Raw genomic sequence first — 19,453 nt, forward strand, 5'->3', positions numbered from 1 at the left:
GCCGGCGTGCGCGTCTCAGCGCGGCCGGTCGACCTGAAGCGGCTGCGTCTCGATCTGGCCGCGATAGGTCGAGCCGCCGCCCTGCACGCTGTTGTCCTGCAACTGGACCGGGCCGCCCTGGGGCGCCTGGGCGGGCTGCATCGGGGTCCCGGATCCCATCCCGGATCCGGTGACCTCCGCCACGGCCTCGCGCAGCGGATCGGCCTTCCTGTTACCGAAACGCCGCTCGTTCACGATGGCGTTCACCGTCGCACCGGGACCGTAGAAGGACTCGTTCCAGTCGTCCCGCCGGGCGATCACGGCGCCGTCGAGCGAGCCGCCGATGAACAGGCCCTGGGTCATCGAATAGGTGTAGATGTCGGCGCCGAACGCTGTCGTCGTCGCGGCGGAAGCCCCCATGCCCACCGGGCCGGCGGCTGCGCTGATGTCGGCGCCCAGCTTGACCTGATTGTCCATGACCGCCTGGAGGCCCTTCTCCGACATGATCACGAGGATCGCCTCCGACGACTGGCCGCCGATCTGCAGCCCGAAGCTCACGGAACCCATCGTGTAGAAGGCGGGATGGCTCCAGACGCCGTTCGCGTCGCGCGTCATCAGCACGCCGCTGCCGCCCTGGCCGCCGATGAAGAAGGCCCCCTTGAGCAGAGTCGGAAACACCACGATCGCCTTTGCCTGACGCATGAGGTTCGGCACCGTGTGGCGCATCTCCTCCTCGCGGGGAATGCGCATGACCGTCAGCCGCGCCTTCTCCACCAGCTCCTCGGCGGCAGTCATGCCGTCCTGGGCGCGCGCGACCGGCGCGGCAAACGTCACCGCCGCCGCGATCAGGCCGGCGAAAAGGCACGTGATCGTGTGTCTCATGGATATGCTTCCTCCGCAGAGAAACTCGGAACGTTGAACCTAGCCGCCGGTTAGGTCGAATTCATGGCAGCCGCGGCCGGAACGACAGGCCCTGGCAGCGCTCGATCGCCCCGGTTCCGGCATGACCGGACCCGCGGCGGTTGCGGGGACGCCGGCTTGGTTATAGGAGAGCCCGACGACCGTCAACCGGACGGACGGCGGAGTGGCATGACCATGGACGAGAACGCTGCAGGCCTGGATCAGATCCGGGAAATTCTTCCGGAGCTGCCGGCACCGGACCTGGAGGCGGGGACCGCGGCGCTCACGGCGGAACGGCGCCATGCGGGCCGCGCCGGCGGTCTCGGCACGCTGGGCGAAGCCGCCGCCTGGCTGGCGACCTGGCAGGGGCGCTGTCCGCCGCGGCTGGGCCATCCGCGCATCGCGATCTTCGCCGGAGGGCACGGAGCCGCGGCGATGGCCTTCCCCGACCGCGCGCCGGGCGAGACCGCCCGCGCCGTGGAAGCGATGGTCGAAGGCCGGTCCCCCCTCAATCGCCTCTGCCGCCTCGCCGACACCGACCTGCGGGTCTACGAGATGGCGATCGAACAGCCGACCGCCGACTTCGCCGCCGGTCCCGCGATGGGCGAGGAGGAATGCGCCCGCGCCATCGCCTACGGCATGATGGCCGTCGAGCAGGGGGTCGACCTCATCGCCGTCGCCGCACCGGGCGACGGCGTCGAAGTGTCCGCGGCAGCGCTCTGCCGGGCGCTTGGCGGCGCCGGAGGCGCCCCGGCGTGGCGTGGCGACCTGCCCGCCACCGCCCGCGACGTGGTGGATGCCGGCGTCGCACGCCATAGCGACGGCGCGGCCGATCCGTTCGAACTCCTGCGCAGACTGGGCGGCGCCGACATCGCGGCCGCAGTCGGGGCGCTGATCGCCGCACGCATGGCGCGCGTCCCGGCACTGATCGAAGGACCGGGGGCGATCGCCGCGGCGGCGGTCCTCCAGGCTGCCGCGCCGAACGGCGTCGCCCATTGCGCCGTCGCCGACCGGCGCCACGGTGCGGAACTGCCCGCTGCCCTGCAACTGGGCCTCACCATCGGTGCGCCCGCGGGCCTGGCGCTCGCGACGGCCATCCCGTTCCTGCGCGGTGCCGCGCTGCTCTATGGCGAAGGCTAGGCCCGCTCACGCACAGTAGGAACGGCCCGCCGGCGCCGTCAGACCGCGCACTCCGAGGGCGCCGAGGAGCAGGACGGCACTGTTGAACATCACCCAGCATTCCGGACCGAAGGGAAAGAAGCCCAGGAACCCGACCAGCGGCATCTCGAAATATTGGTACGGTTCCAGCGGCCCCAGGAACGGCAGGTCGTAGGTCCACTTGGTCGTCGCGAACCAGTTCCACGACTCCCACCACAGGCCGCAGATGCCGCCGCCGGCCATCAATGCCAGGGTACGCCCCCAACGGCCCTCCGCCCAGTCGCCGATCAGGCTGGGCGCCCCGAAGCGGTGGTTGATCGGGTCCAGAAGCAGCCAGAAGGACAGCCACAGCGTCAGGGAACCGATCGGGTCGGCGACGGCGATGGGAAAGACGAGCGCCCCGACACCGAGCGCCACCATCGCCATCCTGCCGGTGCGGCCGATCCGGATCGGCCGCAGGCGGACCTCGGGAAAGCCGAGTGCGCGCAGGACCTCGGCGGACAGCAGCATCGCCGGGGTGATCGCCGCGAACGCCACGGCATAGCCCAGGTTGCGGTGCCAGAAGTTCTCGGCCAGGCCGTGATAGTCCCAGGCCATCATGTACTCGAAGTTCACCCAGTCGAAGACGACCCAGATCGGGATGCTGGCCAGGCAGCAGACCGCGAACCGCCCCGGGGTCTCGCGCGCCGGCGAGGTGCCGCGCAGCCGCACCAGCAACCCATCGAGCAGGAACAGGTAGGCCGTCCAGAAGATCGGCGTGATGTCGTCGGCGACGGCGCGCGTCAGGTGCTGGAACCAGCCCCGCGGCGGCGGCACCGGGTCGTACGGCATCACCGCCCAGCCGCGCATCGCCGCATCGGCGATCAGCAGCACCCCCGCCGCCGCGATGAGGCAGGCACCCGCCACCAGCGTCGCCGGGACGCGTCTGTGCCGTGCCGCTGCTCCGCCCGTCATGCCGTCCCCTTATGTCGCCGCGCGACCTGCGGGCGAACCTATCACGCGATCCCCTCTGCGAAACGAGATCCGACAGCCGCGACGCTGCGTATCGTCCGCATGATGAAGCCCGATCCAGTGCGCAGGCTGATCCTCGGCGCCCTCACGGCCTTCCCCGCGGCGTGCCTCCCGCGCCTCGGTGCCCAGGCGGTGCTGCCCCCGCTCCCGCGTACGGCGGGTCCGCTCGCGCCGATCCGCTTCGATGTGCGCCGCGGCGACGCGTCCATCGGCACCCACAGCGTCCGCTTCCGGCGGGACGGCGACGACCTGATCGTCGACATCGACATCGCGCTGGAGGTCAGGTTCGCGTTCGTGACCGTCTACCGCTATCGGCACACCAACCGCGAGACGTGGCGGAACGGCAGGCTGACCGCCATCGACGCGCGCACCGACGACGACGGGGATCGATTCTTCGTCCGCGCCGTTTCGAACGGTGACGGTCTCAGGATCGAGAGCAACGAAGGAACGGCGATGGCACCCCCCGAGACCCTCTCGACGAGCTACTGGAATGCCGGAACGGTACGGCAGTCCCGCCTCATCGACACTCAGTTCGGCCGTCTCGCCTCGGTGACCTCGACCCCGGTCGGCACCCGGTCCGTGATGACGGCAGCGGGCCCGGTGCGGGCCGAATGCTGGCGGGTCAGCGGCGATCTTCAACTGGAGGTCTGCTACGACGCGCAGGGCGCCTGGGTGGGCCTCGATTTCGAAGCGCGCGGCTCCCGCATCACCTACGCCCACCTCGCCGCTGACGGGACCGCCGGTTGAAGCCCGGGGCGCGCATCTGGGTGACGGGCGCGAGCTCCGGTCTCGGCGAGGCGCTCGCGCGTGCCGCCGCGGCGGCGGGCCATCCCGTCGTCGCGTCGGCGAGAAGCGCCGACAAGCTCGAACGGCTGGCGGCAGAGGTGCCGGGCATCGCAGCCGAACCCGTGGACACGACCGATCGCGCGGCCGTGGCCGCTGCCGTCGCCGCCATCGAGACGGCGGGGCCGATCGACGTCGCCGTGCTGAACGCGGGCACGCACATCCCCGTGAACCCCGCAGCGTTCGACGCGGACGCGTTCCGGTCCCTGACCGACGTCAACCTGATGGGCACCGTCCACTGCCTGGAAGCCGTGCTGCCGGGGATGATCCGGCGCGGCGGCGGCCGCATCGCCATCGTCGCGTCGGTCGCCGGCTATGTCGGGCTGCCGACCGCGGCGGCCTACGGCATGACGAAGGCCGGGCTGATCAACATCGCGGAATCGCTGAAGCCCGAACTGGAACGGCACGGGATCGTGGTGCAGCTGGTCTGCCCGGGCTTCGTCGACACGCCGCTGACGCAGAAGAACCGGTTTCCGATGCCGTTCCTGATGCAGCCCGACGATGCGGCGCGCGCGCTGCTCGACGGCCTGCGCTCGGATCGGTTCGAGATCGTCTTTCCGCGCCGCATGGCCTGGGCGATGACGCTGATGCGCCACCTCCCCTACAAGGCACTGTTCGCGATCACCCGCAAGATCGCCTCGGACCCCGACAAGCGCGACTGACCGCGTCCCCCGCCCCCGCAGGGTCCTTCCGCGACCCGGTCGCCACCGCCTATAGTCCGGTCAAATAAACCGGACAGCGGAGGCAACGCCATGAGCGAGACCCAGCGGGAAGAGACCAGGATGCCCGGCGCGCAGGAGCTTAAGGACCTCGCGGCCAAGCTGCAGGACCTTCTCAAGATCCGCACCATGCCGATCGGCATGAAGCAGTACGAGACGATCGAGGAGATGGAGAAGGTGCCCGGCCTGCGCCGGCCGAAGGCGGGCCGCTTCCACACCACCTGCCAGCTGGTCACCCAGGCGCGCATCGCGGGCTTCACCTTGGGCATCACGAACGAGAACGTGCGGCCAAACTCCAACTGCGGCGGCGTCATGGGCATCGACCTGCCCGACGAGGCGACCCTGTCGGGCGAGCGCATGGACGGCGTGTGGTTCGAGAATCGCGAGGCGGCACACGCCCACCAGCAGCAGATGCCGCGCCAGACCTACGGCAAGTATGTGGCGACCGTGGTCGCACCGCTTCGGTCGGCCCGGCTCGACCCGCCCGACATCGTGCTGTTCTACGGCACGCCGGGGCAGATCATCCTGTTCGTCAACGGCCTGCAGTGGAAGCGCTACAAGCGCTACGACATGTCGATCACGGGCGAAAGCGCCTGCGCCGATTCCTGGGGCAAGGCCCTGCTGACACGCGAAACCAGCATCTCGATCCCCTGCTACGCGGAGCGTCGCTATGGCGGCGTCGCCGACGACGAGATGCTGATCGCCCTGCCGCCGGACGAGTTCGCCCGCGGCGTCCAGGGCCTGGAAGGCATCGGCAAGGTCGGCCTGCGCTACCCGATCCCGCCCTATGGCGCGCACATGGACCCGTCGGAGGGCATGTCGAAGAGCTATGCATGAGGCCGCGCCCGCCGCGGCGGGCGCCAACGAATAACCAATGAGATCCAGGGAGAGGGCGAGATGGCGGAAACGCGACCGAACACGGTCCGGCTGCAGCGGCTGGTGCGGGCCTACCGGGAGTCGGCGGCCCTGATGGCGGCCGTCGAACTCGGGGTGTTCACCAAGCTCGCCCGCGGCGCGGACACCGAGGAGGCGCTGATCGCCGCGCTCGGGCTGGTGCCGCCGAACGGCGAGCGCATCGTCGTCGCCTGCATCGGCCTGGGGCTGATCGAACGCCACGGCGACCGGCTGCGGCTTGCACCGGACGTCGAACGGTTCCTGGTGGAGGGCGATGCCGCCTATGCCGGGCCCTGGATGCTCTTCACCAAGCCCGATTGGAACGAATGGGGCCGGCTGGCGGATCACCTCCGCCGGCCGGGGCCACCGGTCGTCGACAACAAGAGCGTCGCCGAGATGACGGTCGAGGAGGCGCGCCGCTACCATCGCGCCACCTACAGCATCGGCCTGGGCGCAGGACGGCTGTTCGCGCGGCAGGTGGACCTGTCGGCGGCGCGCCTGATGATCGACATCGGCGGCGGCTCCGGCGCCTACTGCATCGGCGCGTGCCGGGCAAACCCGGAACTGCGGGCAGTCGTGCTGGATCTGCCCCCGGTCGTCGAGGTGGCGCGCGGCTTCATCGCCGAGCACGGCCTCTCCGACCGCATCGATGCCGTCGCCTGCGATTTCAACAAGGATGCGTTCCCCGGCGGCGCAGATGTCGCCGTGATGGCCAGCAACCTGCCCATGTACGGCCGGGAGCAGATCGCCGCCGTGGTCGCCAAGGCCTTCGGGGCGCTGAAGCCGGGCGGGTCGTTCCACCTGGTGGGTGAGGCGCTGAACGCCGACCGCACGGGATCGGCGGATGCCGCCATGTGGGGCCTCGCCCAGACGCTGAACGCCTCCACGGGCATCGCGCACTCGGTTACGGAATGCGTCGGCTACCTTAACGCGGCCGGTTTCGAGGCGGTCGGCGTCGAGCCCTTCGTGCCGGGCGTGCTCGAGCGCATCCACGGGCACCGCCCTTCCTGACGTTCCGCGCGTTGCCTTTTTCGCTCGCGAAAACGGGGTTGTCGCCTTTCTCACACGAAATTGAACGGCGGGTGCAACCAGCCGCACCGCTTCGGCGTTCATCGCATTGATCGTGGGACTGGGCCGACGCCCGAGTTACCGGCGAGGATGCATGACCGACAGCGCCGACTTTCGCACCGAGACCGACAGCATGGGGCCCGTCCAGGTCCCGGCAGACCGTTACTGGGGGGCGCAGACGCAGCGCTCGCTTCAGAATTTCAGGATCGGCACCGAGCGGATGCCGGTGCCGCTCATCCGCGCGTTCGCGATTCAGAAGCTCGCGGCCGCCCGGGCGAATTTGGCGCTCGGCGACCTCGATCCGCGTGTCGCCGATGCGATCGGGCGGGCCGCCCAGGAGGTCGCCGACGGCCTGCTGGACGATCATTTCCCGCTGGTCGTGTGGCAGACCGGGTCGGGCACCCAGACCAACATGAACGTCAACGAGGTCATCGCCAACCGGGCGAACGAACTGCTGGGCGTCCCGCGCGGCAGCAAGGAACCGGTCCACCCGAACGACCACGTCAACCGCGGCCAGTCATCCAACGACAGCTTTCCGACGGCGATGCACATCGCCGCGGTCCAGGAGATCGAACGGCTGCTGCTGCCGGCCCTGACGCGCCTGTCCGCCGCACTGGCCGACAAGGCGGAGCGCTTCGCGGAAATCGTGAAGATCGGCCGGACCCATCTTCAGGACGCGACGCCGCTCACCCTCGGCCAGGAGTTCGGCGCCTGGGCGGCGCAGGTCGACAACGGCCGCGTGCGGGTCGAGGCCACCCTGGCCCACCTCTACGCCCTGGCGCAGGGCGGGACGGCGGTCGGCACGGGCCTGAACTCCCGGGCCGGCTTCGACGTGGCCTTCGCCAAGGAGGTGGCGGCGATCACCGGCCTGCCGTTCGTGCCGGCGCCGAACAAGTTCGAGGCGCTGGGATCGCACGATGCGATCGTCGAGACCTCGGGTGCGCTCAACGTGCTGGCGACCTCGCTCCTGAAGATCGCCAACGACATCCGGCTGCTGGGATCGGGTCCGCGCTGCGGGCTCGGCGAGCTGCTGCTGCCGGAGAACGAACCCGGCTCCTCCATCATGCCTGGAAAGGTCAATCCTACCCAGGCCGAGGCGATGACGATGGTCTGCGTCCAGGTCATGGGAAACAACACCGCCATATCGGTGGCGAACACGCACGGGCATCTGCAGCTGAACGTGTTCAAGCCCGTGATGATCAACAGTCTCCTTCAGTCGATCCGCCTCCTGGGCGACGCCGCCGTCAGCTTCACCGACAATTGCGTGGTGGGCATCGAACCGAACGAGGAGCGCATCGACCGCCTGTTGCGCGAATCATTGATGCTCGTCACCGCTCTCAACCCTCACATCGGATACGACAACGCAGCAAAGGTTGCCAAGAAGGCTCACGCCGAAGGCCTGACACTGGCCGAGGCGGCGGCGGCACTCGGCTTGGTCGAGCCGGCCGACTTCGCGCGCATGGTTCGTCCTGAAGACATGGTGGGACCGAAACAGTGAGCCCTTCCAACACGATCACGATCCGCCGCCGTTCCGTCACCATCGCCGGACACCGCACCAGCGTGTCGATAGAGGACGCGTTCTGGGATGTGTTGAAGGACGTGGCGGCCCGCCGCAACATATCCCTCAACCGGCTGGTCGGAGAGATCGACAAGTCGAGGTCGGGAAATCTCTCCAGCGCGTTGCGCGTCTACGTCGTCCAGCACCTGCTGTCCCGCGACAATACTTCGGCGCAGGAGACCGCCGCCTAACCCGGTCTTTCCGCAAGTCGGCGAGTGCACTATCCTGGAGAGTGGGCCAGTAAAGCCGAGGTGTCTGTGATGGGCGAAATCGTCAATCTCAATCGGTTTCGCAAGCAGCGCGACCGGGACGAGAAGGCGCGCACCGCTGCGACCAACCGCGCCAAGCACGGCCGGACCAAGGAAGAGAAGGCCCAGGAGGACGCCGAGGCCGAGCGGCGCGACAAGGATCTCGACAACAAGCAGATCGAGTGACGCCGCACCTGTCGCGGATCTCCGGCTATCCGGCCGCGAGCGCGATCAGGTCCCTCACTGTGGCGGCCGGATCCTCCGACCGCATCACCGGCCCCATCACGGCGGCGCCGGCAGCTCCCGCCGACAGGCAGGCGGCGATGGTCCCGGCATCGACGCCGCCCAGCGCCAGGACGGGTATCGTCAACGCCGTTCGCGCCCGCGACAGGATCTCCGGCCCCAGGGCCGGGCCGTAGCCGGGCTTGCTGGCGGTGATGAAGATGGGGCTGAGCGTCACATAGTCGGCCCCGGCGCATTCGGCCGCGACCGCGGCCTCCACCGAGTGCGCGGACTGTCCGATCAGCGCACCGGCACCGAGGAGCCGTCTCGCTTCGGTGGGATCGCTTCCGGCAGGCAGATGCACGCCGGCGCAGCGGCGGGCGGCAGCGAGGTCGTCATGCACGATGACCGTCGCGCCGTACGGCGCCGCCGCAGCCAGGATCCGGTCCAGGATCGCCCGGCGCTCGTCCGCCTGCAGATCCTTCTCGCGCAGGCTGAGCCAGCGGCAGCCTCCCGCGAACGCGGCGGCCGCGACCTCGTCCAGCGGCCGGCGCGCCTGCCGCCGGTCGGTAATGACCAGCAGCGGCGGTACCGGCAGCGGGTTCACGACCCGATCAGGCCGAGCTGCGGGCTGGAGGCCTCGGCATAGGTCCGCTTCGGAATCCGCCCGGCGCGGCGCGCGGCGCGGCCGGCATCCACACCGGCCCGCATCGCCCTGGCCATCAGCACCGGATCCGCCGCCTTCGACACGGCCGAGTTGAGCAGCACGGCGTCGCAGCCGAGTTCCATCGCCAGCGCGGCATCCGACGCGGTGCCGATGCCGGCATCGAGCACGACCGGCACGGGCGAGCGGCTGGCGATCAGCTCGATGTTGTAGGGATTGCAGATTCCCATGCCCGAGCCGATCAGCGAGCCGAGCGGCATCACCGCGGCGCAGCCCACGTCCGCCAGTTTGCGGCAGGTGATCGGATCGTCGTTGCAGTAGGGCAGCACGATGAAGCCGTCCTTCACGAGCTCGTCCGCCGCGGCGACCAGCTGCTCGACGTCGGGGTAGAGGGTCTCGCGGTCGCCGATCAGCTCCAGCTTCACCCAGTTGGTGTCGAGCGCTTCCCGGGCGAGCTGTGCCGTCAGGATGGCGTCGCGCTTCGTCTCGCAGCCGGCGGTGTTCGGCAGCAGGGCATACCGGTCGCCCAGCAGGTCGACGAGGCTCTCGGCATAGCCGTCCAGGCTGATCCGGCGAATCGATACGGTGACCAGTTCGGCACCGCTCGCCTCGACCGAATCCAGCATGATCTGCTGGTTCGGGTAGCCGGCCGTGCCGATGAGCAGGCGCGAGCCGAAGCTCTTGCCCGCGATGATGAGGCTGTCTTCGTCGGCCATGCTTCACCCGCCCGAGAACGGCCGGACGATCTCGATGTCGTCGTCGGCCGTAAGTTTCGTTTCGTCCCACTCGCGCCGCGGCACGACTGCGCCGTTCAGCGCCACCGCCGTGCCGCGGCCGTTGCGGTCGATGCCGCGGGCCTCCAGCAGGGCGGCGACGGTCGCCGCCTCCACCGCTTCCGGCTCGCCGTTGATACGCAGGGTGATGGTCATGTCGCTCTCCTCGCGCACCGCCTCACGCGGGCGCGGTCTCCGGGGCCGAGTTGAGGGCCGTGGCCGGAACCGTGCGGCGTCCGCCCTGGAACCGGTCCAGTCCGAAGGGCAGCAGCGGCTCCGGCGTCTCTCCGGTCAGGATCATCCGGCTGACCAGATCGATGGTCAGCGGCGCCAGCAGGATGCCATTGCGATGATGGCCGGTCGCGTAGACCAGCCCGTCGACCCCGGAGGGGCCGAGGATCGGCGCATCGTCGCGGCAGCCCGGCCGGAAGCCCGCCCACATCTCGACGACCGGAAGCTCCTCGATGCCCGGCACGGCCCGCCAGGCGGCCTCGAGCAGCGCGAGGAGGCCGCCGGCCGTCATGTTGGTGTCGAAGCCGCGCTCCTCCACGGTGGCGCCGACGATCAGCCGGCCGTCGTTGCGCGGCACCAGGTAGATCTTCGGTGCCCACAGCACGTGCCGGACCAGCGGCTCCGCCGGATCCATCTGCAGCGCCAGCATCTGTCCCTTGATCGGCCGCACGGGCGGCAGGATCTCCGGCGGCAGGCCGCCGATCTCGCGCGACCAGGGGCCGGCGGCGAGCAGCACGACATCCGCCGGCTGGAACGCCTCGCCGAGGTCGAGCCCGACGGCCCGGCCGCCCTCGATGACGATGCTGCGCACGGGCATGTGCTCGTGCACCCGCACGCCGGCACCGGCAGCGAGCTTCGCCAGCGCCTCGACCAGCGGCCGGTTGTCGACCTGATGATCCTCCGGACAGAAGATCCCGCCCGCGACGCTGCCGCGCAGATAGGGCTCCATGGTGCGCGCCTCGACGGCGCTGACCTGTCGGCTCTCGACCCCGAAGCGGCGCTGGACGTCAAAGGTGAACTGCAGCTGGCGCAGCTCGTCGCGGTTGGTCGCGACGACGAGCGTTCCCTCGGCGCGATAGCCGATCGGGATGCCGGCGCCATCCTCGACCTCGGCGGCGAAGTCGGGCCACATCAGCTGGCTGCGCCGGTTCAGCGCGAACAGCTTCTCCTCGCCCGGCTCGACCTCGGCACCGGCAGCGAGCATGCCCGCCGCCGCCCAGGTGGCGCCCCGGCCGGCCGCTCCCTTGTCGTAGATGTCGACGCTGCAGCCGGCCTGCGCCAGCCGCCAGCCGACGCCCAGGCCGATCACCCCGGCGCCGACGATGGCGACGCGCGGGCAGTCCGTGGGCGGCTTGTGGGTCAAACACGTCATGGCGCTCTCCCTGCGCTGGCATTACCCAGGTCAAGTTCGACGGGTATGTTCTCAGCCGGCCGTGGATCCCTTGGCCAGCACCCCGGTCGCAAACTGTCATAGAATTTCGGACCCGCCGTGGCACCTTGCAAGGGGCTTTCGGGGCAGGAGCCTTTCGGGATGTCGTCGTCCGGGGGCTCAGCCGGAGGGGGCGCGCGCCGCGGATGCCACCGCCGGATCGGGCACGTTCAGTTGGATGACCGTGAAGAACGTGCGTTCCGCGTTCTCCGCCGTCGGCGATCCCCGCAGCAGCCGGCCGTATCCGTCCGTCGGAAACCAGGACCGCGACACCGAGTCGGCGACGTTGCCGCCGATCGCGCCGACCCGGCCGGCCTCGACGACCGTCACGATGTCGCAGTGCATGCCGCGCGAACTGCCCATCTCGTCGGCACGATCGGCAACCGTCGTGATCCGTGCCTCGACGGGCCGCGAGCGGTCGGCGCAGATCAGGTCGCCGCGCCGTGGCGCATACTGCTCCAGGTCGTAGGGCTGGAACACCGCCGCGACACCGTAGCGCGCCTGCCGCTCGATCAGCGCGTCGATATAGTTGCGATGCCCGGCGTCCCACGGGAAATCGTCACGGTCGATGCCGGCGGTGCGCATGACGTATGAGACGAAGACGGCCGACCAGGCTTCCGCGGTCCAGGCCGGCTCACCGGCCTGATAGCGCGACTTCTCCTCGCGGATATAGCCCGCCCAGCGGCCGCGCACCGCGTTCCAGTAGGCGAGGACGTTGGGGAAGATGCGCCGATCGGTTTCGAGCAGGCCGGTGAATATCTCCTGCGCGGTCCCCGTGCTGAAGTCGATCTCGGTGCCGCCGAAGTCGCGCCATTCGCGCTCGGCGATCTCCGCGATCCGCTCGCGCATGGAGGCAGGATAGGAGATCGGCGGCCACTCCGGCTCGGCCTGCGCGGCCCCCGACGGGGGCCGGCCCGCACAGGCACTCAGGACGAACAGGCCGGCGGCGAGCAGAAGCCGTACCGGCCGCGACGCGGACGCGACCGTCAAACCGGCCCCACGACCTTCCCCGGATTGAGCAGTCCCTCAGGGTCGAGCGCGCGCTTTATCGTCCGCATCACCTCCATCGCCTCGCTGCCGTGCTCGGCTTCCAGATAGCCGATCTTGCCGTAACCAACGCCGTGCTCGCCGGTACAGGTCCCGCCCATGGCGAGCGCCCGGCGCACGAGGCGATCGTTGATCTCGCCGGCGACGCGCAGTTCCTCCGGATCGTTCGGGTCGATGACGTAGACGAGGTGGAAGTTGCCGTCGCCGACATGCCCGACCAGCGGCACCGGGAAGGGTGCGTCTCGGGTGTCTGCCTGCGTCTCCAGGATGCACTCGGCCAGCCGCGAGATCGGCACGCAGACGTCGGTCGGCCAGCCCTGCGCGCCCGGCCGCAAGGCGATCGCGGCGTAGAAGGCGTCGTGCCGGGCCTGCCAAAGACGATTGCGTTCCTCGGGGGAGGCCGACCAGCGGAAGCCCGGCGCACCGTTGTCCGCGGCGAGCGCCTTGACCATCTCCGCCTGTTCCTCCACGCCGCGCGGCGTGCCGTGGAATTCGAAGAAAATCGTCGGCGCGACGTCGTAGTCGAGCTTCGAGTAGGCGTTGCACGCCGCCATCTGGCGCTCGTCGATCAGCTCCATGCGCGCCACGGGAATGCCGGACTGGGCGATCTGGATGACCGTGTCGACCGCAGCCGCCATGTCGGGAAACGGACAGACGCCGGACGAGATCGCCTCCGGGATGCCGTAGAGCTTCAGCGTCACCTCGGTGATGATGCCGAGCGTGCCCTCGGAACCGACGAGCAGCCGAGTGAGGTCGTAACCGGCGGAGGACTTCCGCGCCCGGCCGCCCGTGCGGATGACGCTGCCGTCGGCCATGACGGCGGTCAGGCCGAGCACGTTCTCGCGCATCGTGCCGTAGCGCACGGCGTTCGTGCCGGAGGCGCGCGTCGCCGCCATGCCGCCGATGCTGGCATCCGCCCCGGGATCGATCGGAAAGAACAGGCCGGTGTCGCGCAGATGCTCGTTGAGCCGCTTGCGCGTGACGCCCGCCTGTACCGTCGCGTCGAGGTCCTCGGGGCTGACGCGCAGGATGGCGTCCATCTGCGACAGGTCGATGCAGACGCCGCCATGCAGGGCCGCCACATGCCCTTCGAGCGAGGTCCCCGTCCCGTAGGGAACGATCGGCACGCCGTGTGCCCGGCAGGCGACCACGATCTGGCGCACCTCTTCGGTGCTCCGCGCGAACGCCACCGCATCCGGGGCGTGCGCGGCGTGGAACGACTCGTCCTTGCCGTGCCGCTCCCGCACGGCCGCGTTCGTCGTCACGCGATCGCCGATCAGCGCACGCAGTTCGTCGAGGAGAATATCGGGGAAGCTGTTTCGCGGATAGGATGCGCCGTGCATCGCGGGCCTTCGTGTCCGGGAGAAGGCGCGCAGAATACAGCGCGGGCCGCCCCATGGCGACCGCGCGCGTGAGACCGTTGGATCAGTTGATCGCGACCGGGTTGATGATCGCCTGGACTGCGCCCTTGTAGCGCGGCTGCCCCAGAACGAAGAGGAACTCCGTGACGCCGTCCTTGATGAGCGCGCGGGTGTCGAGCGTCTCCAGGATGTAGATGCCGTTCTTGGCGAGCAGGATCTGGTGGCCCTCCCAGATGCGGCTGCCCGCGAAGGGCACCGCCTCGATGCCCCATGTGTCGGCACCGACGGCTACCGGCTCCAGCGAGGCGAGATAGGTGGCGGCACCGGCGTCGATGCCGGGCTCGCCGGCGCCGAAGCGCTTCGGGTCCTGCGCCAGCATCGACAGCCAGCCGGTGTGGAAGACCACCACGTCGCCCTTGCCGACCGTCACCTTCTGGGCCTGCATCGCCGCCTTCACGTCGTCGGCGGTGATCGCATCGCCCTCCTTCATCGCCTCGACGCCCTTGTGCTTGGCCATGTCGATCAGGACGCCGCGCGTCACGATCGGCGGGATCTTGTCGATGCCGAGCTTCTCCAGGCCCGTGACCTTGACGAAATCCTTCGCCTGGTTGCCGTTGTAGTAGGTGTTGTCGATGCCGAGGTGGCCGAGGCCGTCGATCTGCGTGCCGACGCCGAGCCAGCCCGTGATCATGTCGTCGTTGTAGCTCATCTTGTTCTCTGCCAGGGTCGAGCCCTGATATTGGTTCGGTGACAGCACCGTGACCGCCAGCGAGCGCGGCGGAAAGGCCGGCGTGTCGCGGCCCACGACGATGCCGAGCGGATAGGCCTTGCCGGTCTTCACCAGCTTCGCCGCCTCAAGCACCTTTGCCGGCGTCAGCAGGTTGGCCGCGCCGATCTCGTCGTCGGCGCCCCATTTGGAGGGATGCCACTTGTCCTGCGCGAAGGCGGGCGCGACGGTGGACGCAGCAGCCAGCAGGCCGGCCGCACAGGCCAGCGCTATACGGGTTCTCGACATGGTTTCCTCCGGCTTGTTCTGTTCGGGCGGTCCGTTGATGGCCGCCGCCGGAGATCGTCCGCCGCCCGTTCCAGGTGGTCAAGTACGCCATTATTGGTGATGGAAAGCAGAAGAGCCGCCCACGGGGGCGGCTCTTCTGTCCGGTAGTATCCGGTACGCTGAGCGGCGAAGACGCCGATCAGTTCTCGATCTTCTTCAGGCCGTTCGCCTCGATCACGACCTTGTCCAGGCCGACGCCGTCGACCGGCTTCATGCCCTCGACAGTGACCGTGCACATGGCGCAGACGTCCATCTTCGTCTCGCCGGCCTTGAGGACCAGGTTCGTCTTTCCGCCAGACTCGGTCAGCAGGACCTTCTGCTCCTTGCCCGAGGCGTTCTCGACGTCCACGGCGCCAGCGGCAGTCGCGAAGACAAGCGTGGTTGCGAAGGCGGCAACGGCAGCCCGGATCAGCATCTATCCATCCCCTTGGGGTTGTGTGTCGGTTCGGAACCCCGTCCGCACGGCGTCCCACTTCCCCTCACATAACCCTCTGCGGCAATGGCGAGAAACGCATTCTCGGCATGCGCGCCCTGCGCACTTTCGTTGCCTACGGCAATGATTCCTTCATCCGGATCGGTATCAGCTGTTGCCGACCGCCTTCTGTCCGGCCGAGGCACCCGCGATCTTGCCGAAGACCGCGCCGGACATCAGGCCGGTGCCGCCCGGGTAGTTGAAGTAGAACAGGCCGCCGACCAGCTCGCCCGCCGCATAGAGGCCCTTGATCGGCTTCTCCTCGGTGTCGAGGACGGCGCCGTCCTCGTCGATGCGCAGGCCGCCGAAGGTGAAGGTGATGCCGCAGGTCGTCTGGTAGGCCTCGAACGGTCCCTCGTCGAGGCGATGCGCCCAGTTGGTCTTGTTGATCGCCAGCCCCTCGGTGCACCGGCCGTCCTTGACGTTCGGGTTGTAGGGGATGTCGGTGCGGACCGCGGCGTTGTACTTGGCGATCTCGTCGAGGAAGGCCTTGCCGTCGACGCCTTCCATCTTCTCCGCCAGCTCCTCGAGCGTGTCGGCGCGGACCTTCGTCACCTGGCGGATGCGATATTCGTCGCGCAGCTTCGGAATGATCTTCGAATCGAACACCTGCCAGGCCATCTGCCCGGGCTGGCCCAGGATGACCCGGCCGTACTTGGCATAGGTGTAGTTGCGGAAGTCCGCGCCCTCGTCGACGAAGCGGCGCCCGAGGGCGTTGATCATCACGCCCCATGGATAGGAGTGCTTCTGGAAATTGTCGCCGACGTCGAGGTCGCCGAACTCCGGCGCGTTGAAGTCCCAGCCGACCGCGTGGCAGCCGGACCAGTTGCCGAAGGAACGCGCACCGGCGTCCATCGCCATCTTGATGCCGTCGCCGACATTGTACCGGGTGCCGCGCACCTTCGCGAGGTCCCAGCCGGGGCCGAGATAGCGCGTGCGCCACTCCGGGTTCGCCTCGAAGCCGCCGCTGGCGATGACGACCGAACGGGCGCGGACCGACATGGTCTTGCCGTCCTTCTTCACCTTCACGCCGTGCACGCCGTCGTCGTCGGTGATCAGGCCGGTCGCGCGCGCCTCGTACATCACCTCGATGCCTTCGCGCTCGGCGGCTTCGTGCAGGGCGTCGACGAGGCCGGGCCCGCCGCCCCAGGCCTGGATCACCAGCCCGCCCCAGAACTTGAAGCGGCCGTCGATCTTGAAGGCCTGCTTGCCGTAGATCGGCAGGAAGCGCACGCCCTTCTCGCGCATCCACTTCATCGTCGGCAGCGAGCGCTTGATCAGCGTTTCGCAGAGGTCGGGATCCGTCCGGTATTCCGTGACGCGCCCCATGTCGTCGAAGAACTCGTCCTCGGTGTAGGTGCCGAAGTCGGTGGTCGCCAGTTCCTCCTCGGTCAGGTCGGGAACGAGCGCCTTGATGTCCTCGACACCGTTGAACACGGTACGGATGTTGCCGGCGGTGAACGCCGAGTTGCCGCCGCGGAGGTCCTTGGGCGCCGCTTCCAGCACCAGGACGCTGGCCCCCTGCTCACGCGCCGAAAGCGCCGCGCACATGGCCGCGTTTCCTGCACCAACGACGACGACGTCGACGCTTCGATCCGACATTCGATCCCTCCTGACGTGCTTCGCTTCTCCCGAGCGGATATACAACGGTGCGACAGCATCACAAAGCCGGCTCGCCGCAGCCGCACCGGCTTTGACCTGAAGCCGCCGATCCGGAGAAGGCCATGCGCTCGACGCGGGGCGACATCGTCATCGAGAACCTGACCCCCGACGCCGCAGCCGCCCATGTGGGCGAGTTGGCGCGGCTGCGGATGACCGTCTTCCGCGCCTATCCCTATCTCTACGACGGCAGCGCCGCCTACGAGGAGCGCTACCTCGCGACCTACCTGGAGGCACCGCGCGCAGTGGTCGTCGCCGCCCGGCACGGCGATGCCTTCGTCGGCGCCGCCACGGCGCTGCCGATGGCGGAGGCGACCGCCGAGGAGCGCGCGCCGTTCGAGGCTGCAGGCTGGGCGATCGATCGCATCTGCTATTTCGGCGAGTCCGTGCTGCTCGATTCGTATCGCGGTCGCGGCATCGGCGTCGCCTTCTTCGAGCATCGCGAGGCGCATGCCCGCGCCCTCGGCCTCGACACGGCGGTCTTCTGCGCCGTCGACCGCGGCGAGCACCACCCGGCGAAGCCCGCGGGCTATGCCCCCCTCGACGGCTTCTGGCGCAACCGCGGCTACCGGCCTCTGCCCTTCGAGACGACGTTCCGCTGGAAGGACATCGGCGAGGACGACGAGTCCGCGAAGCGGATGCTGTTCTGGGCGAAGGATCTTTCGGGCGACGGGGCGGCGCCGTGAGCGGCCGCTGGCGCGTCGCCGCCGCGCAGTACGCCATCACCCGGCCGGCGGACTGGGCCGCCTATGCCGCGAAGCAGCACGCCGTCGCGGCGGACGCGGTGCGGTCCGGTGCGTCCCTGCTGGTGCTCCCAGAGTATGGCAGCATGGAGCTTGTCGGCCTGCTGGCGGAGGCGGACTCGGCCGACCTGCACCGGCAGATCGACGCGATGCAGGGCCTGCTGCCCGCCTATCTCGACCTCCAGCAGGAGATCGCCCGCCGGCACGGGCTCTACGTCCTCGCCTCCAGCTTCCCCGTGCGGGCCGAGGACGGCAGCTTCCGCAACCGTGCCTATCTGCACGGTCCCGATGGCGGGCACGGCAGCCAGGACAAGCTGCAGATGACCCGCTTCGAGGCCGAGCGGTGGGGCATCGCCGCCGGCAGCGGCATCCGCCTGTTCGACACGGCCCTCGGCCGCATCGCCGTCGCCGTCTGCTACGACGCCGAATTCCCGATGCTCGTGCGGGCGATGGCCGAGGCGGGTGCGGACGTCGTCCTGGTACCGAGCTGCACCGACACGCTCGCCGGCTACTGGCGCGTGCGCGTCGCGGCTCAGGCGCGGGCGCTGGAGAACCAGTGCTTCGTCGTGCAGTCGCCGACCGTCGGCGATGCGCCCTGGTCGGCCGCGGTGGACGAGAATCACGGTGCGGCCGGTATTTTCGGCCCGCCCGACCGCGAGGTCACGGGTGACGGAGTGATCGCCGTCGGCGGCATGAACCGGCCCGGCCTCGTCGTGGCGGAACTCGACCTCGAACTGCTTGCCCGCGCCCGCGCCTATGGCGAGGTGTTCGTCCGCCGGGACTGGGACCGGCAGCCGGACATCCTCGCCGCCGGCACCGAATCCGTAACGGTGGCGTAGCCCTGCGTCAGTAAACGAGACCCATGATGCCGATGACGATCAGGTAGATCGCGACGATGTAATTCAGCAGGCGCGGCATCACGAGGATCAGGATGCCGGCGACGAGGGCGACGAGGGGCTGGATTGCGACGAACGCCATTGCGGTTCTCCAGGGGTGCGCCGCGGACTGCGACCCTGCATGAACTGCCCTGGCCGGCCCTCGTTCCCCCGCCGTGGCGCCGTCCGGCTCAGCGCTGGACGATTGCCCCGTACCAGCCGAGCCCGGCATAGGTCTCGTAGCCGGGGGTGAGGTGGAAGGCGACGGTGCGCCCCTCGCGATCGCGATAGCTGCCCGAGCGCCGGCCGCCGGTATCGAGCGCCACGATCTCCTGCAGCTCGCCGCGTCCGTCGGACGCGGCGAGCACCCGCTTCTGCGCATCGAGCAGCAGGACGCGCGAGCGCGACGCCTCCTCCGCGCTCATGCGCACGCCGCGCACGACCGTATCGGCCTGCGGACCCCAGTCGAAATGGATGCCCAGCACGCCGAGGATCTTTCCCCTGGCGTCACCGCCTGCACGCACCGCCGCCGAATAGGTCGCGACCGCCGCGCCGTCGAGTGCCTTGCAGCGGTCGACGTCGGCGACGCAGTAGTCGTCGCCGCTGGCCGTCGCCATCGCCTGCCTGAACCAGGGCTCGGCCGAGACGTCGAGGCCGAGCACGCCCGGATACCGCTCCGGCCGGCCGTGCGCGATGACCCGGCCGCGCGTGTCGCAGAGCCAGAGGTCGAGATAGACCGTGTAGGCGCGCAGGATCACCGCCAG

23 protein-coding genes and 1 riboswitch are annotated in these 19,453 nt (G+C 69.4%); of the genes, 10 read left to right on the forward strand and 13 right to left on the reverse strand.

All coding sequences use genetic code 11. The annotated features are described in order from the left end of the window. Window positions 1-15 precede the first annotated feature (15 nt). Window positions 16-861, reverse strand: a complete 846-nt coding sequence (locus ABIE65_RS07835; RefSeq protein ID WP_354076879.1) for a lipid-binding SYLF domain-containing protein — start codon at window positions 859-861, stop codon at window positions 16-18. Window positions 862-1,068: 207 nt separating this feature from the next. On the opposite strand from ABIE65_RS07835, the gene ABIE65_RS07840 reads away from it, so the two are divergent. Further along, window positions 1,069-2,019: a nicotinate-nucleotide--dimethylbenzimidazole phosphoribosyltransferase gene (locus tag ABIE65_RS07840; protein WP_354076880.1), complete on the forward strand. Its 951-nt coding sequence runs from the start codon at window positions 1,069-1,071 to the stop codon at window positions 2,017-2,019. 6 nt (window positions 2,020-2,025) lie between these two features. Here ABIE65_RS07840 and ABIE65_RS07845 read toward each other — a convergent pair whose 3' ends face one another. Further along, window positions 2,026-2,991: a hypothetical protein gene (locus ABIE65_RS07845; RefSeq protein WP_354076882.1), complete on the reverse strand. Its 966-nt coding sequence runs from the start codon at window positions 2,989-2,991 to the stop codon at window positions 2,026-2,028. Window positions 2,992-3,090: 99 nt separating this feature from the next. Here ABIE65_RS07845 and ABIE65_RS07850 point away from each other — a divergent pair, with 99 nt between their 5' ends. The 7 genes from ABIE65_RS07850 (at window position 3,091) to ABIE65_RS07880 (ending at window position 8,564) form a co-directional block, all read left to right on the forward strand. Then, on the forward strand, window positions 3,091-3,795 hold the full coding sequence (locus tag ABIE65_RS07850; protein ID WP_354076883.1) for a DUF6134 family protein: 705 nt from the start codon (window positions 3,091-3,093) through the stop codon (window positions 3,793-3,795). After that, complete coding sequence (locus tag ABIE65_RS07855; protein ID WP_354076885.1) at window positions 3,792-4,553, forward strand: SDR family NAD(P)-dependent oxidoreductase; 762 nt, start codon at window positions 3,792-3,794, stop codon at window positions 4,551-4,553. The genes ABIE65_RS07850 and ABIE65_RS07855 overlap by 4 nt, the downstream gene beginning before the upstream one ends. A gap of 90 nt (window positions 4,554-4,643) precedes the next feature. Continuing rightward, complete coding sequence (locus ABIE65_RS07860; protein ID WP_354076887.1) at window positions 4,644-5,447, forward strand: DUF169 domain-containing protein; 804 nt, start codon at window positions 4,644-4,646, stop codon at window positions 5,445-5,447. 60 nt (window positions 5,448-5,507) lie between these two features. After that, a complete protein-coding gene (locus tag ABIE65_RS07865) occupies window positions 5,508-6,515 on the forward strand; it encodes a methyltransferase (protein WP_354076889.1) in 1,008 nt (335 codons plus the stop codon). Window positions 6,516-6,666: 151 nt separating this feature from the next. Beyond that, window positions 6,667-8,070, forward strand: coding sequence for a class II fumarate hydratase (gene fumC, locus ABIE65_RS07870; RefSeq protein WP_354076891.1), 1,404 nt, complete (start codon window positions 6,667-6,669; stop codon window positions 8,068-8,070). After that, window positions 8,067-8,321, forward strand: coding sequence for a ribbon-helix-helix domain-containing protein (locus ABIE65_RS07875; RefSeq protein ID WP_354076893.1), 255 nt, complete (start codon window positions 8,067-8,069; stop codon window positions 8,319-8,321). The genes fumC and ABIE65_RS07875 overlap by 4 nt, the downstream gene beginning before the upstream one ends. A 69-nt stretch (window positions 8,322-8,390) precedes the next feature. Continuing rightward, window positions 8,391-8,564, forward strand: a complete 174-nt coding sequence (locus ABIE65_RS07880) for a DUF4169 family protein (protein WP_354076895.1) — start codon at window positions 8,391-8,393, stop codon at window positions 8,562-8,564. 25 nt (window positions 8,565-8,589) lie between these two features. Here the strand turns inward: ABIE65_RS07880 and ABIE65_RS07885 are convergent, their stop codons facing one another. From ABIE65_RS07885 to tcuA, 9 genes are all read right to left on the reverse strand, one after another. Further along, window positions 8,590-9,207: a thiamine phosphate synthase gene (locus tag ABIE65_RS07885; protein WP_354076897.1), complete on the reverse strand. Its 618-nt coding sequence runs from the start codon at window positions 9,205-9,207 to the stop codon at window positions 8,590-8,592. Further along, window positions 9,204-9,980, reverse strand: coding sequence for a thiazole synthase (locus ABIE65_RS07890; RefSeq protein ID WP_354076899.1), 777 nt, complete (start codon window positions 9,978-9,980; stop codon window positions 9,204-9,206). Before ABIE65_RS07890 ends, ABIE65_RS07885 begins: the two co-directional genes overlap by 4 nt. A 3-nt stretch (window positions 9,981-9,983) precedes the next feature. Further along, the gene (thiS, locus tag ABIE65_RS07895) at window positions 9,984-10,193 is read right to left on the reverse strand and encodes a sulfur carrier protein ThiS (RefSeq protein WP_354076901.1); all 210 of its coding nucleotides are present in this window, start codon (window positions 10,191-10,193) and stop codon (window positions 9,984-9,986) included. 22 nt (window positions 10,194-10,215) lie between these two features. After that, window positions 10,216-11,421, reverse strand: a complete 1,206-nt coding sequence (gene thiO, locus ABIE65_RS07900; RefSeq protein WP_354076903.1) for a glycine oxidase ThiO — start codon at window positions 11,419-11,421, stop codon at window positions 10,216-10,218. Continuing rightward, a riboswitch (TPP riboswitch) is annotated at window positions 11,411-11,516 on the reverse strand. It overlaps the preceding gene by 11 nt. Window positions 11,517-11,598: 82 nt before the next feature. After that, window positions 11,599-12,468: a DUF2272 domain-containing protein gene (locus ABIE65_RS07905; protein WP_354076905.1), complete on the reverse strand. Its 870-nt coding sequence runs from the start codon at window positions 12,466-12,468 to the stop codon at window positions 11,599-11,601. Continuing rightward, window positions 12,465-13,868, reverse strand: a complete 1,404-nt coding sequence (locus tag ABIE65_RS07910; protein WP_354076906.1) for an FAD-binding oxidoreductase — start codon at window positions 13,866-13,868, stop codon at window positions 12,465-12,467. The genes ABIE65_RS07905 and ABIE65_RS07910 overlap by 4 nt, the downstream gene beginning before the upstream one ends. Before the next feature lie 82 nt (window positions 13,869-13,950). Continuing rightward, window positions 13,951-14,901 (reverse strand): cyclase family protein, encoded by a 951-nt coding sequence (locus ABIE65_RS07915; RefSeq protein WP_354076908.1) that lies wholly within the window; start codon window positions 14,899-14,901, stop codon window positions 13,951-13,953. A gap of 178 nt (window positions 14,902-15,079) precedes the next feature. Then, window positions 15,080-15,355 carry a hypothetical protein gene (locus ABIE65_RS07920; protein WP_354076909.1) on the reverse strand — a complete coding sequence of 92 codons (276 nt, stop codon included), beginning with the start codon at window positions 15,353-15,355 and terminating at the stop codon, window positions 15,080-15,082. A 165-nt stretch (window positions 15,356-15,520) separates the two neighbouring features. Continuing rightward, the gene (gene tcuA, locus ABIE65_RS07925; protein ID WP_354076910.1) at window positions 15,521-17,014 is read right to left on the reverse strand and encodes an FAD-dependent tricarballylate dehydrogenase TcuA; all 1,494 of its coding nucleotides are present in this window, start codon (window positions 17,012-17,014) and stop codon (window positions 15,521-15,523) included. Between the two features lie 122 nt (window positions 17,015-17,136). Here tcuA and ABIE65_RS07930 point away from each other — a divergent pair, with 122 nt between their 5' ends. Further along, window positions 17,137-17,757 carry a GNAT family N-acetyltransferase gene (locus ABIE65_RS07930; RefSeq protein WP_354076912.1) on the forward strand — a complete coding sequence of 207 codons (621 nt, stop codon included), beginning with the start codon at window positions 17,137-17,139 and terminating at the stop codon, window positions 17,755-17,757. After that, window positions 17,754-18,653 (forward strand): carbon-nitrogen hydrolase family protein, encoded by a 900-nt coding sequence (locus ABIE65_RS07935; protein WP_354076913.1) that lies wholly within the window; start codon window positions 17,754-17,756, stop codon window positions 18,651-18,653. The genes ABIE65_RS07930 and ABIE65_RS07935 overlap by 4 nt, the downstream gene beginning before the upstream one ends. A 7-nt stretch (window positions 18,654-18,660) precedes the next feature. On the opposite strand, the gene ABIE65_RS07940 is transcribed toward ABIE65_RS07935, so the two are convergent. Both ABIE65_RS07940 and ABIE65_RS07945 read right to left on the reverse strand, forming a co-directional pair. Beyond that, window positions 18,661-18,792: a DUF3096 domain-containing protein gene (locus ABIE65_RS07940; RefSeq protein ID WP_354076915.1), complete on the reverse strand. Its 132-nt coding sequence runs from the start codon at window positions 18,790-18,792 to the stop codon at window positions 18,661-18,663. 88 nt (window positions 18,793-18,880) lie between these two features. After that, entirely contained in the window at window positions 18,881-19,447 is a 567-nt protein-coding gene (locus ABIE65_RS07945) for a cache domain-containing protein (protein ID WP_354076916.1), read from the reverse strand. Window positions 19,448-19,453: the final 6 nt, after the last annotated feature.

The sequence above is a fragment of the Constrictibacter sp. MBR-5 genome, from assembly GCF_040549485.1.
GTDB lineage: Bacteria > Pseudomonadota > Alphaproteobacteria > JAJUGE01 > JAJUGE01 > Constrictibacter.